Here is a 15,941-nt window from a genome sequence, read left to right as displayed (position 1 = left end):
TTCTTCATAAATAACAATGACTATTTGTGTGAATCATACATAAAGGTAGGGAAAGTATATGTTAAAAGAAAGAATACTTCCCCTTTTTGGGGACGTGAGAATTCTTTTTCTTTTATTAATGATTAATGTTTTAGGGACGATTTATGGTTACATTTGGTATGGTGATCAATTAGCTCAAACACCAACTCATTTTATATTGTTTGTACCAGACAGTCCAACTGCGAGTTTATTTTTTGTCTTTGTATTAGTGGCACTCATTTATAAAAAACAAATACCACTTATTGAGGCATTTGCAGCTGTTACATTAATTAAGTACGGGATATGGGCGGTGGCCATGAACATCGGCGCTGGTTTAGTTGGTGATCCTTTAAATTGGAAAAATTATATGCTGATTGCTTCTCATGCTGGAATGGCCTTACAAGCAATTCTTTACTCCCCATATTTCCGCATTAAAACGTGGCATTTATTAATCGTTGCGATTTGGACTTTGATGAATGATTACATCGATTATGTATTTATGATGCACCCTTGGGTATCAAGAGGCTTAAATCCTTATATTGGACAGATAGGTTTTTTTACGTTAGGACTTAGCCTATTCTCCATTCTAGCTGTTTACTTATTAGCTGTTAGAAAGAACCGTTTTATGCTTACTCGATAATAACCTTCTTTTTTTGGTCTACTCTTGTCCACAAATTCATAGGATGAGAGTAGAAAAAGGAGGGACAAGGATGCGACAAATACTCATCGCTATCATAACGATTTCTTTAATCATTCCAGTAACGGCTTATGCTGATGACTCTCCATCACAACATACTTGGAAGCAATTAAATCATATGTCCGATCAAATTCTTCAATTAACGAAACAAGAAAAATTCGCTGAATCAAAGCAATTAATGAACCATTTTTCTAATTCATTTCTGGAAATTGATTTTCGTGAAGAAGGTATTACAATGAGTTCTTTACGAGCTGTAATTTTAGCATTTGAAAAAGCCGAGCAATCATTAACAGCGACTGATCTATTATTGGAAGATCGAATTAGGGCAGTGACATCCTTTCGATTAGCTGTAGATGCTTTAACAAGTGAATTTCACCCCCTATGGCTACAGACGGAAGAGGTTGTTATGCAAGCATTAACGGAAATGGAAGCATCAATAGTCGAAAACGATGAACAAGCTTTCCAAGTCCGTTTAAATCAACTATTAAATCAATATGAGATGATACGCCCAGCTTTATATATAGACACAGAACCACAACAGTTGCAACGTATAGATGCTCAAATAGCTTATTTAGATCGAATGAGGATAGAAAGCACAAATAATGATCAGCTCGCAGACCATATGGAGTTGATGAAAGAAGAGTGGGAGCAATTATATAAAAGAATGAAGGAGGATAATACGGACCCTTCATTTTGGTGGGTTATCTTTACAATTGGAAGTATGATTACTGGTTCATTAACGTATGTAGGTTGGAAAAAGTATCGAGCGGAAAAACGTAAAGTTCGTTTAAAAGAATAATGGTCTTGAAGGAGTATTTATAATATATTCAATAAAGTGACAAATTCATGACCATTTTCGAAAACGAGAGCAAATGTTTGACTTTATTTGATGTTCTCATTAAACTATAAGAAAATAATCAACATAAGAGGTGACTATACATGGGTTTAACAACTTTTATCATTTATTTTGCACTCCTCTTAATTATTCCACTTTGGGCACAGTCAAGAGTGAAAAGTACTTACAGGAAATATTCACAAGTGCCCTCATCATCAGGGTTAACAGGAGCGCAAGTAGCACGAAAAATTTTAGATGATAATGGTTTGTATAATGTAAGTGTAGAAGAAGTAAAAGGAACATTAACGGATCACTATGATCCGCGTTCAAAAGCTGTGCGTTTGTCTACAAATAATTTTCACGGGCATTCGGTAGCCGGAGCTGCGGTTGCTGCTCATGAAGTAGGACACGCTATTCAAGACCAAGAGGAATATGCTTTCTTACGATTTAGACATGCATTAGTACCTGTTGCAAGCTTTGGCTCTAATGCTGCGTTTTTTTTCATTTTAGGTGGTATTTTGCTACAAACCCAAGGGTTAATATTGTTTGGAATTATCGCGATGGCTGCGGCGGTTTTATTCCAGCTTGTTACCCTTCCAGTAGAGTTTAATGCGAGCAATCGCGCAATGGAACAAATTGTTTCAGCTGGTGTCATTCGTAATGATGAAGAACGTGAAACGAAGAAAGTGTTAAATGCTGCTGCTCTCACATATGTAGCTGCAGCGGTCGTTGCTTTACTAGAGTTGGTACGGTTTGTTTTAATGTATTTAGGAATGAATGGTGACGATTAATTAAAAAAGACGGTAAGGGCACTGAAAAAGTTTTGTTTTTAACTTTTTCAGTGCCCTTCAAACTATCGTCCTTTTTTTGTTTTACAGGAAATAAGTTGTTTGACGTATGAGAGGGCGTTTTTGTTCATCCAGCGTCCCCCCGCGCCAATTACATCTTGAACATCGTTGACTGTTACAAAGGCATGTGAATTAATTTTTTCGACTAATGTTTTCAAACGAATGAGCTCATTATGCCCACGATACAAGCAATACCTTTAAATCCATCATCTACTAATTAGTTTTCCATGTTAAAATATACAAGACTGAAAGATAAACAGCTGAACCAAGAATCATATAGATGATTCATTTTATATATGTACTATACCTTCATTCTTTTGTTCTTCCTAGCCTAACTATTGATGTAGATTTGTTATAGTATGATATAGAAAAGCAATAACGTCATATCAAATTTCTAATTTCTATTTGTCAAATTAAGAACAATTCGCTAACATGTAGAAAGGAGGAATGTGAGAGTATGGATAAATCAATGAAGCAAATGCAAAAAGAAGTTGATCAATTTATTGGACAGTTCAAAGAAGGCTATTTCTCACCATTAGCGATGCTCGCACGTATGACAGAAGAAGTAGGTGAGCTTGCTCGTGAGGTTAATCACTACTATGGTGAAAAGCAAAAAAAAGAAACAGAAGATGAAAAATCATTAGAACAAGAATTGGGTGATCTATTGTTTGTTCTTATTTGTTTCGCCAATTCCTTACATATTGATTTAGATGAAGCGTTTGATCTTGTGATGAAAAAATTTCAAGAACGAGATCAAAATCGCTGGACAAGATTTGATGAAGAGGGTGCTTTAGATGGAGAAGACCGTTAATATTGTTATTGCAGGACCAAGAGGTAATATGGGAAGAGAGGCCGTCAAGCTTGTAGAAAATACGGCAACATTTAATCTTGTTGCAGTAGTTGACTCGAAGCATGAAGGGAAAAAACTATCTGATTTAGACAACTTTCCCACTGTCCATGTCCCAATTTTTATAAATATGGAAACATGTTTTCAAGAGCATGATGTCGATGTGCTAATCGATTTAACCGCACCACAATTTGGTAAGAAGCATATGGAGATTGCTTTTCAATATGGAGTAAGTCCTGTAGTTGGTACAACTGGATTCACAGAAGAAGATATCGTTGAACTTCGTCAATTAGCAGAAACAAAAGGAATAGGTGCAATAATAGCTCCAAACTTTGCAATTGGTGCTATACTAATGATGAAGTTCTCACAGCTAGCAGCTAAATATATGGCGGATGTCGAGATTATCGAACGACATCATGATCGTAAGCTAGATGCACCGTCTGGTACAGCGTTGAAAACGGCTCAGCTTATTTCAGAGGTGAGAGATGAAAAGAAGCAAGGTCATGAAGACGAAACAGAAGAATTAGCTGGTGCAAGAGGTGGAGACATTGAAGGGATGAGAATACATAGTGTACGTCTGCCAGGGTTAGTTGCACATCAAGAAGTGATATTTGGAGGAGAAGGACAAACGTTAACGATACGACATGATTCTATTAACCGTGCATCTTTCATGCCTGGTGTGAAATTAGCGGTTGAAACTGTACTAAAGATTGATACGCTTGTATATGGTTTAGAACAGATCATTGAATAAAGGGGAGAGAAACCGGATGAGAATTGCTTTGATTGCTCACGACAAGAAGAAAGATGATATGGTTCAATTTGCAGTTGCTTATAAATTAATTCTTTCAGAACATGATCTTTTTGCTACTGGTACAACAGGAACAAGAATCATGGAAGCCACTGGATTGCCTGTTACTCGTTTTAAATCAGGCCCACTAGGTGGAGACCAGCAAATTGGCGCGCTAGTGGCTGAAAATAAATTTGATCTTATTTTATTCTTCCGTGATCCACTAACAGCTCAACCACATGAGCCTGACGTGACTGCTTTAGTAAGGCTCTGTGATTTGCAAAATGTCCCGCTTGCCACAAATCTAGGGACAGCTGAAGTACTAATTAAAGGCCTTGAACGGGGCGATCTCCTTTGGAGAGAGGAATAGGCAAACGATTATGACTCAATTAGATTTATTAGCGTTCGGAGCCCATCCTGATGATATTGAAATTGGGATGGGAGGGACGTTAGCTAAATATGCGAAGGCTGGATATAAAGTTGGAATTTGTAACTTAACATATGCGGAGCTATCTTCAAATGGAACCGTTCAAATAAGACAAGATGAAGCAGAAAGAGCAAGTAGACAATTAGGGGTATGTAAGCGAATACAGCTTTCTTTTCGCGATCGTGGATTGAAATATATAAACGAGGAGGATTTAGGTAAAGTTGTTTCACTCATACGTCAATTTCAACCGAAAGTGATATTTGCTCCATTTGAAATCGATCGCCATCCAGATCACGGTGAGTGTAGTCGAATTATTAATGAAGCTTATTTTAATGCGGGTATTCGACAATACCATTGCTATGAAAACAGAGAGGCTTATCGACCTGATGATCTATTTTATTATTTTATAAATGGCTATGAACGTCCAAACTTTGTCATTGATATTACAAATGAAAAGAAGTTAAAAAGGCAGGCACTTCTTTCATATGAAAGTCAATTTACAATGAAAAATAATTCAATTCAAACACCGCTTACAAATGATTATATTACTGCGGTTGAAGCAAGAGATCAATTATTTGGAAAGGAAGTCGGTGTTCATGCAGCAGAAGGCTTTATGACACCTAAGCCCCTTATCATAGATCAATTGCTCGTTGAAAGGGGAGCGAATTAATGAAATTACGTATCGGAATCAGTTGCTATCCAACTGTAGGAGGTTCTGGCGTATTAGCTACTGAGCTAGGTAAACTATTAGCTGAAAGAGGTCATGAGGTTCATTTTATCACATCAAGTGTCCCCTTTCGCCTTGATCGTGTGTACCCTAATATTTATTACCATGAAGTTGATGTAAATCAATATTCTGTGTTTCAATATCCACCTTATGATTTAACATTAGCAAGTAAAATGGCCGAAGTTGCAAAACGAAATCAATTAGACCTCATCCATGTACATTATGCCGTACCTCATGCTATTTGCGCGATACTAGCTAAGCAAATGATCGATAATAAGTTAAAAATTATGACGACCTTACACGGTACAGATATTACCGTATTAGGCTATGACCCATCTTTAAGAGAAATTATTAGATTTGCGATAGATAAGTCTGATTGCGTAACAGCTGTGTCGAACAATTTAGTTGAACAAACGAAAGACTTAGTTCGAACAAATAAGGAAATTGAAACCGTTTATAATTTTATCGATGAGCGAGTTTATACGAAAAAAGAGGTTGAGCATTTAAGAAAACATTACGAGTTAAGTCACGATGAAAAAGTTCTTATTCATATTTCTAACTTCAGACCTGTCAAACGTGTATGTGATGTTGTTAAAAGCTTTGCTGGAATTCAAGCTAAAGTAAAATCAACCCTTCTTTTAATTGGAAACGGTCCTGATTTACCAGTTGTGAGGCAGCTTGTAAAACAATTAGGGATTGAAGATCGAGTTCAATTTCTTGGTAATCAAAAGCATATTGCTGAATTACTATCAATGAGTGATTTAATGTTATTATTGAGTGAAAAAGAAAGTTTTGGCTTAGTAGCATTGGAAGCTATGGCCTGTGGAGTTCCCGTTATTGGAAGTGACGCTGGAGGCATACCAGAAGTCATTGTTGATGGCGAAACTGGTTATGTTTGTCCAGTTGGTGAAATAGATTGTGTTGTAGAGAAAGCCGTTTCGTTATTGACAAATGATAATCAATATAACCGCTTTTCAAGCAATAGTGTGAAACGAGTTCATCAAGTTTTTCATTCTGAAAGAGTCGTTAGTCATTATGAGCAATTATACAATGAAATGTTAAAAAATTGAAATGAGTGATTAGGTTATGATGGACAATCCATTCTTTAGAAAGGCGAAACAGCTATTACAACGCTTAAGTCATAATGGCTTCGAAGCATATATTGTCGGTGGAGCTGTCCGTGATTATTTATTAAAGAAAAATTGTTCTGATATCGACATTGTTACTAGTGCAACACCTGAGCAAATACAACAATTATACCCACAATCATTTCAGATGAATACGGCTCATCAAACGGTTATTGTTCGAGTAGACTCTCTAAATTATGAAATGACGACAATGCGTGGTTGTTCAATTGAAGAAGATTTAAGTAAAAGAGACTTAACAATCAATAGTATGGCCATGGATGCTACTGGAAAGATTATTGATCCATGCAAAGGTCAGGTTGATTTAAAGAATCAACTGCTACGTTCATACTATCCAGAAATACGAATCGAGGAAGACCCGCTTAGGTTATTAAGAATAGCTCGTTTTATGAGTCAACTAGGCTATCAAATTGATCAAGCATTGGAGCAGGCTGTGTATGCACATGCTCCGATGCTTCGTTTTGTTGCTACAGAACGTTTTGCGAAAGAATGGTTAAAAACGCTGCAAGGGCCACATGTGCTCGTTGCATTACAGTTGATTCAATCATCCAAATTATATCGGTATATGACGGGCTTTCATTTAACAAAAGATCAACTTGAACACCTAATGTCACTACCACTAAGTCAAAAGGAATCTGACATCTTAACATGGTCGACATTTTCATTAGTGCATCACCCACCTTCTTCTTCGTATTTACGAAAACTAGCCGTTTCATCTGAAGTGAGACGGCAAGTAAAGGTACGGTTAGAGTGGTATGAAAAAAGAAAAACAGAAAGGTGGAATCCTACCTCACTTTTTGATGCAACGCTTTCCGTAGTTCTTGATGTTGAAACATTAAGAAAAAAAATGCAATTGCCTACTATGAGTGGGGAGGGTTTAGAAAAGACATGGGAATCATTACCGATCCATAGACGAAGTGAACTAGCAATAAACGGGCATGATTTGATGAAAAATGGTAGAAGTCCAGGAAGATGGATCAATGACGCTTTACGACAAGCAGAGTTAGCTGTTATAAATAGAAAGTGTATAAATGAAAAGAGCCAACTATTAAAGTGGCTAGAAGGGAGAATGTTCATTTGAAGGAAGCGCTTATAAAATTATTAGAAGAAAAACAAGGTCAGTTCGTCTCAGGTGAACTTATTAGTCGCTTATTAGGTTGTTCTAGAACCGCTATTTGGAAACATATAGATAGTTTGCGAAAAAGCGGATATGAAGTTGAATCGGCTCCAAGAAAAGGATATCGTTTAGTCCAAAGAGGGGAACAAATCCAGCCTCATGATATAAAGCTGAATTTAACGACAGATACATTTGCTAAAGAACAAACCTATCTCTCTACAACTGTATCCACACAGAAAGTGGCTCATGAGCTTTTGCAAAAAGGAGTAAAAGAAGGGCATCTTGTTGTTGCCAATGAGCAAACAAACGGGAAGGGGAGAATGTCACGCGCATGGCACTCTCCTGCAGGTACAAGCGTTTCAATGAGTCTTATCTTGAAGCCTAACCTACCACCACAAAGAACGCCACAGCTTACATTGCTAACAGCTGTAGCCATCGTGAGGGCGATTAAACAGTTAACAGGTCTTTCAGCAGACATTAAATGGCCTAATGACGTGTTAGTAAATGGAAAGAAATTAGTCGGAATATTAACTGAGATCCAATCAGAACCTGATCTTGTTCACTCAGTTGTTATCGGAATCGGTATAAATGTTAATCAAACGAAAGACGAATTACGTTTAGATTTAAAAGATAAAACGACATCGTTATTCATTGAAACAGAAAATAAGGTTCATCGTGCCAAGTTAATGGCATATGTATTGAACGAATTGGAGTCATTGTATAAAATCTATATTATGGATGGATTTGAGCAAATAAAATTAATGTGGGAGACTCATTCCATTAGCATCGGTACTCACCTTTATGCTAGAACACCAAATGAAGTTATCTACGGCTTTGCACAAGGCATTACAAGTGAAGGCTTTTTATTAATTGAAGATGAATCAGGTGTCACGCATCAAATTTATTCTGCAGATATCGAATTTTAAAGAATTTTTGTTATACTATTCTCTAAGGGCGGTATTAGTCATAAACTGCACCTATTCGAGATATAAAAAAGTAAAAATCAATCTGCCTTGATCAAGATTGACTGGGACAGAGGAGTAATGGATAAGACTATTTTCGCGAAATAGCTTATTTAAGCATGTATTTGTCCTCTTTCTTTATTTGGAAGTGGATTTTTCGTGTTAATGACAACTCCTCTAACGATTAGAAGGAGGATAATAATGAAGAAAACGACAAGTACGTTTATGAAAATGAAACAAAAGCATGAAAAAATAACGATGATGACAGCGTATGATGCACCAACGGCTCACCTAGTGGAGGAAGCGGAAATGGACATGATTCTCGTTGGAGATTCTCTAGGAATGGTCGTCTTAGGATACGATTCAACGATTCCTGTTACAGTCACTGATATGTTACATCATACAAAAGCCGTTAAAAGAGGTGCCACTCAAACATTTATTGTTACGGATATGCCATATTTATCCTACCATGGAGAATTCCAGCAAACGTTAGAATTAGCTAGAACAATTATGCAACAAGGTGGTTGTGATGCATTAAAGCTAGAAGGAGCTGGAGAAATTGTCGAAACAGTTCGAAAGCTAACAAATGCCGGTATTCCTATTGTTGGGCATTTAGGATTAACTCCACAGTCTGTTGGCGTTCTCGGTGGGTATCGTGTTCAAGGGAAAAGTGCATTAGAAGCAGAGAAGCTGATATCTGATGCAACACAGCTAGAAGAAGCAGGAGCTTTTGCCATTGTCGTTGAGTGCGTACCTGAAGAAGTAGGTAAAGCACTTGCGAACAGATGCCAAATACCGATTATTGGTATCGGAGCTGGAGCAGAAACTGACGGGCAAGTACTGGTTTATCATGACTTAGTTGGCTATGGTTATGGACATGTGCCTAAATTTGTCAAACAATATACGGATATAGCATCACCTATAAATAAAGCTTTAGTACATTATCGACAAGAGGTGAAAGCTGGTCAATTTCCTAATAAACTTCAGAGCTTCAGTATGGAAGAAGATCAAGTACAGGCCTTATATGGAGGAGTAAATGAAAGTTCTAAAGACGATTGATTCACTTAAAAGTGAAATAGAAAATATAAAGAAATCTAATCAAACAATTGGGTTCGTTCCGACAATGGGCTATTTACATGGTGGTCATTTATCATTAATGAAGGAAGCTCGAAAGCAAACCGATCACGTTATTGCTAGCATATTTGTCAACCCCCTTCAATTTGGAGCAAATGAGGATTTAGATCAATATCCAAGGAACTTTGAGCGAGATGAGCTACTCGCGAAAGAAGCTGGGGTTGATATTCTTTTTTGTCCAGAAGTTTCTGAAATGTATCCATATGAAATGCCTATGTCGATCCAAGTACACAAAGGGACCGATGTTCTTTGTGGCCAAAGTAGACCGGGCCACTTTGATGGAGTAGCCACAGTTGTCATGAAATTATTTAATCTCGTTCAGCCATCAAAAGCGTATTTCGGACAAAAAGATGCTCAGCAAGTAGCGATTATCATGAACATGGTTCAAGCTTTTAATGTTCCTGTTGAAATTGTTCAATGTCCGACGATACGCGAAAGTGATGGGTTAGCTCAAAGCTCAAGAAATGTTTATCTTTCAGAAAATGAGCGAGCAGAAGCTTCAATGATATATGATTCACTCAAGCAGGCTTGTAACGCCATAAAAAACGGGGTTCTCAACCGAAAAGAAGTTATAAAACGAGTGAAAGAACACCTTGAAAATGGGACGGGTGAAATCGATTATGTTGATATACTGACCTATCCAGAGCTTGAAATTCAGGAAAAGTTGTCAGGGAAAGTCATTGTAGCTGTCGCTTATCGTTATGAAAATGCACGGTTAATTGACAATAACATCTTTGATATTGAGGAGGAGAATCGACATGTTTAGAACGATGATGAAATCAAAAATACATCGCGCGCGTGTGACAGAAGCTAATTTAAACTATGTTGGTAGTATTACCATTGATGAAGATATTATGGATGCTGTTAACATTTTAGAAAATGAAAAGGTGCAAATTGTGAATAATAATAACGGTGCCAGGTTCGAAACATATGTCATAAAGGGAGAGCGTGGCAGTAAAGTGATGTGTTTAAATGGAGCCGCTGCTCGACTTGTTCAAGAAGGAGACATTATTATTGTCTTGTCATATGCTCTTATGTCCGATGAACAGGCACAAAGTCATGAACCTAACGTGGCCATTATGAATGAAAACAATGAGATCGTTGAAATGTTAGGAACTGAATTAGCATCAACAATACGATAATAGCGCATATTCCCTTCTTCTTCGATAAACACTTAAAATAGATGTTTCGCATGAAGAGGGGGATTTTTATGGATAAAGAACAATTAGTCAATGGAATGGTTCATTCAGACATGAAATGGGATTTACTCCCAAAGGAAAAGCAATTGAAATACGTACAGTTGTTAGAGGAGACAGCAGCTCATTTGTTAGATCAGTGGGTTGAGCTTGATGAGAAAATACATCATTTAAATGAAAAACTGAAATTAGCAGAAGAGTTACCTGCTTACTCCTCAAAAGGGACAACTTATTATTCTCTTAATATGTTTATCGAGGCTGCTGAACAATTAGCTAATGAAGAGGCTAACGGCTACGAAGATGATATACGTAGGCTTTATTTAGGCTATTCGTATTATTTTATTGGCTTGATTGATCAAGCACAAGAAGTCTTTATTTATTTAGTACAGTCTAGTGACCACACACACATTAAGCATTTTTCTTATTTGGGTCAGGCACATATCGCTTTAACTATGAAAAAATTCGATGAAGCCATCGGGAAATTTGAACGAGCAAACTCACTTATTTCTTCGTTAGATGTTGTGTATAATTTAAGTCTCTGTTATTTTTATATGAAACAATATACGCTAGCTAAAGAGTATGCGTTAAGTTATATTGAAATGAATAACAATGAAGAAGGTATGTACTTTGTACTTGGCTGCTGTGATTCATTGCTAGGCAATTATGAACGCTCACTATCTTATTGGTCAGAATGTCTACAAATTAATCCATCACTTCAGATGCTTATTGCCCTTTCCATTGTGTATGAGTGGCATGGATTACATTATGCTGCGATTCATTGCTTAGAATTAGCACAGAAAAGAGAAGAGTATACGTTTCAAGTGTATCATGGACTTGCTTGGAATTATGCCCTTATCGGAGACATTCAACAGTCTCGGAAATTCTTTCACTATTTACTTAAAAAGGAAGATGATGACAAAGAAATACGAAGATCAATTAATTGGCTTTCAAAAGCTTTTCCTGAATTCAACGTACAATGGTTGAATCGATGAAATTGAGGTGTACGTATGTATGATCGTTATGTAGTGATTGACCTTGAAACAACAGGTCATTCAGTCGAAAAAGGTGATCGCATTATTCAAATTGGTGCTGTTGTTTGTTCAAATGATGAAATCATCAAAACTTTTTCAACATTTGTTCAACCTGGATTAGAAATACCACCTTTTATTGAAGAATTAACGGGAATAACAGAAGATGACATTCAAGATGCGCCATCATTTCGTACTGTTATTCCAACCATTTTAGAATTACTTGAAGATTGTTGCTTAGTGGCGCATAACGCTGATTTTGATCGAAGCTTTTTGAAGAAACAAATAGAATTAGAAGGCTATTGTTTTCCGAATGTACCAGTCATAGATACAGTAGAGTTAGCACGGATCTTTTTACCACAGCAAAATAGCTATAAACTAAGCGAATTGGCAGAAGAACTCGGCTATTCTCATGATCGGCCTCACCAGGCTGACAGCGATGCTAGTGTAACGGCTGCTCTCTTTCAAAAAATAATAAAAAGATGCAAAAAGCTTCCAATTTTAACATTGCAACAATTAATTCCATTGATACGAAAGCTTAAAAGTGACGTTGAACCCATTTTATTGGAATGTATCAATCAGAGAAAATTCACTAAACGTAATGAAACAGAATATGATTGTTTCCGCCAGTTAGCCATTAGAAAAGTTGAAAAACAACCTGCATCAAATAATGATACATTTAAGACGTATGAAGACTACATGGTTTCTGATTATACAGAGTTAATGAAAACGGCTTTGAGCCAATTTGAACGCCGTGTAGGACAAGAATTAATGATGCAGGAAGTATATGAATCATTTAATCAAAATGAATATAAACTAATTGAAGCAGGAACTGGAACTGGAAAGTCATTAGCTTACTTACTACCTGCACTTTTCTATGCGAAACAGCACAACCAACCGGTGATCGTAAGTACACAGACGATTCCGCTTCAGGAGCAATTATTTCAGCGTGACTTACCAATATTAAAAAGATTAGTTCCATTTCCTATTCATATTGCTCTTCTGAAAGGTCGTAGTCATTACTTATGTTTACGCAAATTTGAACATAGTTTGTCCGTCGAGCATTCAAACTATGAAATTAACTTAACGAAATGTATGATACTTGTATGGTTAACAGAGACAACAACAGGTGATATTGAGGAGATTATGATTCCAACCGGTGCTAAATCGTTATGGTATGAGATTCAAAGTGATGCCAGTAGCGATATTGGTAAAGCGAACCCTTGGTTTTCAAGGTGCTTCTACCATCGTGCACGAAGACTTGCTCAGGAGGCACAAATCGTTGTCACAAATCATGCGTTATTGTGTACCGATTTAATGCATGAGCAACGAATCTTGCCACAGCATACTCACGTCATATTAGACGAGGCACACCACTTGGAAGAAGTTGCAAGTAATCACCTTGGACAGCGAACAGATTATGTAGCATTCGCTCATATTTTTCAGCGATTGTCGACAGATCAAGAACATAATTGGGTTGAACATTTACGCGCAATCTTCAAGCGAAACGAGCTACCTTTTCGTTCAACTGAGCGAATTCTGACTCTGTTAACGAACATGAAAGAGGATGTGGATGAGTTATTTAGAATTTTATATTCATACATACAGAAGAAAAATCATCTCTCAGCTACAGATGTCGGTCGAAATCGTTATCGTTACTTTAGCTTTAAAGAGGCAGGAGTACAATGGCAAGCTCTGTTAGAATGTTCAATGCGTGTTCATATGGTAGCAAAGGAAATAGCTATCGCTTTTAAGCAACTGATACAACCTTTAGAAAATAATGATCATGAACATTTACATTACTCCGATCAATCTTTTATTACTGAGCTAGAAAAATGGTTTGAAGTCTTACTAAAGGAAGAAGACACTCTTTATCAGTTGTTACTTGAATTTGATCCTACGGTTGTTTATTGGGCAGAAATTGAACCACGAGGAGCTAGGAATGCAACTTATCTTTACAGCAAACCTCTAGATGTATCCGTTGCATTAGCAGATCTTTTTTTTGCAAAGAAAAAAAGTGTTATTTTAACATCAGCTACATTAGCAGTTAATGGATCATTTTCTTATCAAATTAAACGATTAGGACTAGAGGACTTCGCCCCAGAAACGTGTGTGATACCATCTCCCTTTGATTATAATCAACAGGCGCGACTATTAATACCGACTGATATCCCTTCAATTAAAGAAGTGACAACTGACCAATTCTCATATGAAATTGCCAAAAAGCTGTGGCAATTATCTGAGAAGACGAAAGGAAAAACTCTCGTACTATTTACATCCTATGAAATGCTTCGAATTGTATATGACCATATTCGAAAATGGAACAATGACCATTTATTACATATTATCGGTCAAGGAGTCACTTCAGGAAGTCGAGCAAAATTAATGAAAATGTTTAAACAAAGTGATCATGCGATGTTATTTGGAACGAGTAGCTTTTGGGAAGGCATTGATTTGCCCGGAGACGAACTTACAACCGTAGTCATTGTTAGGCTGCCATTTTCTCCACCAGATGACCCACTCATTCAAGCACAATTCGATCAAGTAAAGGAGGAAGGAGGAAATCCATTTATGGATATTTCCTTACCTCAGGCAATCATTCGCTTCAAGCAAGGATTTGGTCGTTTAATTCGTTCCACTTCAGATAGAGGAGCTGTGTTTGTGTTTGATCGCCGTATTACGACGACTCGATATGGCAAGAAATTTATTCTGTCATTACCGAATGTACCTGTTTATGAGGATGAATTTAATCGGTTGTTACATAGTCATGACTCATATTTATAGTCGTTGCTGACCTAAAGTAAAAAGGGGAATCGTATAATGATGACTAAATTAATCAAAAATGCCAAAATCATAACAATGGCAGATTTAGGGATTGTCAATGGTTATGCTTTTATTAAGGAAGGACAGTTCGTCGAAATAAAAGAAGGTATACCTCCTAAACAGCTAGAAGCAACAGCAAATGAAGTGATTGATGCTAATGGAAAATGGATGACACCAGGACTTATTAACACACATGGACATACCGGAATGGCTTTACTTCGTGGACATTCGGATGACTTACCGTTGCATAGATGGTTGAAAGAGAAAATGTGGCCATTTGAAGCAAAGCAAGATTTCGAGGCGATAAAAGCGGGTCGCGAAATGGCTATTGCCGAAATGCTTCTGTCAGGAACGACAACATTTTTAGAAATGTATCACTTGTTTATTGACGAATTTGCAGAACAGCTTTCAGAAATTGGCGTTCGAGCTACATTAATGAGGTCAATGATTGGTCTCTGTTCAAGAGAAGAACAAGAGGAAAAATTGACTGAGGCCGTATCATTAGCAAAAAAATGGCACAATCATGCAGACGGCCGTTTGCAAATGATGCTGGCTCCTCATGCACCTTATACGTGTCCACCGCTATTTATTGAACGAATTGTAGAAGAAGCAAGTTTATTACAACTGCCTGTACATATGCATCTTGCAGAGACTAGTAAAGAAGTCCATGATCACATCGAATCATATGGTGTTCACCCATTTGATCATTTAAAACAATTGGGTGTATTGGATAAAGTCCCGTGGTTATTTGCTCATTGTGTTCATATGAATGAAGAACAAATTGAACAAATGCCAGAGTATGATGTATCTGTCAGTTATAATCCTAAAAGCAACTTAAAATTAGGCTCTGGCTTTGCTCAAATTGCCGAAATGATGAAAAAGGGTGTTAATGTTGCGCTAGGAACAGATAGTGTCGCATCTAATAACACATTGAATTTATTTGAAGAATTGCGTATTGGTGTATTACTACAAAAAGGACTTCATCAAGACCCAACCGTTTTAAAGGCGTTTGAGGCATTTAAAATCGCCACTGTGAATGGTGCTACAGCTCTTTCCTTAAACAAGGTGGGTAAAATACAGATAGGCTACAAGGCTGATTTTATTTTACTTACGAATGAAGAACCACACTTACAGCCGAACGAGCATGTTTATTCTCATTTGATTTATGCGGCTAATGGTTCTGATGTAACTGATGTTTTCGTGCAAGGAAAACAACTCGTGAAAAATCGTCAATTGACCACTCTTGATCAAGAACAAATCATGTATAATGCAAATATGGCCTATCATAGAATTCATCATAGCTAAAAAAGATCAGACTCTAACTGAATCTGACCTCTGCTTAAGGTGTGG

Annotated in this window: 17 protein-coding genes; 16 read left to right on the top strand and 1 reads right to left on the bottom strand. The window is 37.1% G+C overall.

Annotated features, from left to right (window positions below):
* Nucleotides 1-58 precede the first annotated feature (58 nt).
* From ACERJO_RS01965 to ACERJO_RS01955, 3 genes are all read left to right on the top strand, one after another.
* On the top strand, nt 59-658 hold the full coding sequence (locus ACERJO_RS01965; RefSeq protein ID WP_373646410.1) for a DUF1405 domain-containing protein: 600 nt from the start codon (nt 59-61) through the stop codon (nt 656-658).
* 70 nt (nt 659-728) lie between these two features.
* On the top strand, nt 729-1,514 hold the full coding sequence (gene ypjB / locus ACERJO_RS01960; RefSeq protein WP_247105585.1) for a sporulation protein YpjB: 786 nt from the start codon (nt 729-731) through the stop codon (nt 1,512-1,514).
* 140 nt (nt 1,515-1,654) lie between these two features.
* The gene (locus tag ACERJO_RS01955) at nt 1,655-2,341 is read left to right on the top strand and encodes a zinc metallopeptidase (RefSeq protein ID WP_247105584.1); all 687 of its coding nucleotides are present in this window, start codon (nt 1,655-1,657) and stop codon (nt 2,339-2,341) included.
* Nucleotides 2,342-2,403: 62 nt separating this feature from the next.
* Here ACERJO_RS01955 and ACERJO_RS01950 read toward each other — a convergent pair whose 3' ends face one another.
* Nucleotides 2,404-2,556: a DUF2179 domain-containing protein gene (locus ACERJO_RS01950; RefSeq protein ID WP_373646409.1), complete on the bottom strand. Its 153-nt coding sequence runs from the start codon at nt 2,554-2,556 to the stop codon at nt 2,404-2,406.
* Between the two features lie 299 nt (nt 2,557-2,855).
* Here ACERJO_RS01950 and ACERJO_RS01945 point away from each other — a divergent pair, with 299 nt between their 5' ends.
* The 13 genes from ACERJO_RS01945 (at nt 2,856) to ACERJO_RS01885 (ending at nt 15,896) form a co-directional block, all read left to right on the top strand.
* Nucleotides 2,856-3,209 (top strand): nucleotide pyrophosphohydrolase, encoded by a 354-nt coding sequence (locus ACERJO_RS01945; RefSeq protein WP_247105581.1) that lies wholly within the window; start codon nt 2,856-2,858, stop codon nt 3,207-3,209.
* Nucleotides 3,193-3,996 (top strand): 4-hydroxy-tetrahydrodipicolinate reductase, encoded by an 804-nt coding sequence (gene dapB / locus ACERJO_RS01940; RefSeq protein WP_373646408.1) that lies wholly within the window; start codon nt 3,193-3,195, stop codon nt 3,994-3,996. The genes ACERJO_RS01945 and dapB overlap by 17 nt, the downstream gene beginning before the upstream one ends.
* A gap of 16 nt (nt 3,997-4,012) precedes the next feature.
* The gene (gene mgsA, locus ACERJO_RS01935; protein ID WP_247105578.1) at nt 4,013-4,402 is read left to right on the top strand and encodes a methylglyoxal synthase; all 390 of its coding nucleotides are present in this window, start codon (nt 4,013-4,015) and stop codon (nt 4,400-4,402) included.
* Nucleotides 4,403-4,412: 10 nt separating this feature from the next.
* Nucleotides 4,413-5,129: a bacillithiol biosynthesis deacetylase BshB1 gene (bshB1, locus tag ACERJO_RS01930; protein ID WP_373646407.1), complete on the top strand. Its 717-nt coding sequence runs from the start codon at nt 4,413-4,415 to the stop codon at nt 5,127-5,129.
* Complete coding sequence (gene bshA, locus ACERJO_RS01925) at nt 5,129-6,256, top strand: N-acetyl-alpha-D-glucosaminyl L-malate synthase BshA (protein WP_247105575.1); 1,128 nt, start codon at nt 5,129-5,131, stop codon at nt 6,254-6,256. The genes bshB1 and bshA overlap by 1 nt, the downstream gene beginning before the upstream one ends.
* 16 nt (nt 6,257-6,272) lie before the next feature.
* Nucleotides 6,273-7,412, top strand: coding sequence for a CCA tRNA nucleotidyltransferase (locus ACERJO_RS01920; RefSeq protein WP_373646406.1), 1,140 nt, complete (start codon nt 6,273-6,275; stop codon nt 7,410-7,412).
* Entirely contained in the window at nt 7,409-8,374 is a 966-nt protein-coding gene (locus ACERJO_RS01915) for a biotin--[acetyl-CoA-carboxylase] ligase (protein ID WP_373646405.1), read from the top strand. Before ACERJO_RS01920 ends, ACERJO_RS01915 begins: the two co-directional genes overlap by 4 nt.
* Nucleotides 8,375-8,611: 237 nt before the next feature.
* The gene (panB, locus tag ACERJO_RS01910) at nt 8,612-9,469 is read left to right on the top strand and encodes a 3-methyl-2-oxobutanoate hydroxymethyltransferase (protein ID WP_247105570.1); all 858 of its coding nucleotides are present in this window, start codon (nt 8,612-8,614) and stop codon (nt 9,467-9,469) included.
* Nucleotides 9,447-10,310 carry a pantoate--beta-alanine ligase gene (gene panC / locus ACERJO_RS01905; RefSeq protein ID WP_373646404.1) on the top strand — a complete coding sequence of 288 codons (864 nt, stop codon included), beginning with the start codon at nt 9,447-9,449 and terminating at the stop codon, nt 10,308-10,310. Before panB ends, panC begins: the two co-directional genes overlap by 23 nt.
* Complete coding sequence (gene panD, locus ACERJO_RS01900; RefSeq protein ID WP_373646403.1) at nt 10,303-10,686, top strand: aspartate 1-decarboxylase; 384 nt, start codon at nt 10,303-10,305, stop codon at nt 10,684-10,686. The genes panC and panD overlap by 8 nt, the downstream gene beginning before the upstream one ends.
* Before the next feature lie 68 nt (nt 10,687-10,754).
* Nucleotides 10,755-11,732, top strand: a complete 978-nt coding sequence (locus ACERJO_RS01895; RefSeq protein ID WP_373646402.1) for a tetratricopeptide repeat protein — start codon at nt 10,755-10,757, stop codon at nt 11,730-11,732.
* A gap of 15 nt (nt 11,733-11,747) precedes the next feature.
* The gene (gene dinG, locus ACERJO_RS01890; protein WP_373646401.1) at nt 11,748-14,552 is read left to right on the top strand and encodes an ATP-dependent DNA helicase DinG; all 2,805 of its coding nucleotides are present in this window, start codon (nt 11,748-11,750) and stop codon (nt 14,550-14,552) included.
* 36 nt (nt 14,553-14,588) lie between these two features.
* Entirely contained in the window at nt 14,589-15,896 is a 1,308-nt protein-coding gene (locus ACERJO_RS01885) for an amidohydrolase (RefSeq protein WP_306421154.1), read from the top strand.
* Nucleotides 15,897-15,941: the final 45 nt, after the last annotated feature.

The organism is Halalkalibacter sp. AB-rgal2 (genome assembly GCF_041821005.1).
Classification (GTDB): Bacteria; Bacillota; Bacilli; order Bacillales; family Bacillaceae_D; genus Halalkalibacter.
This window is presented reverse-complemented; position numbering and strand designations above follow the sequence as displayed.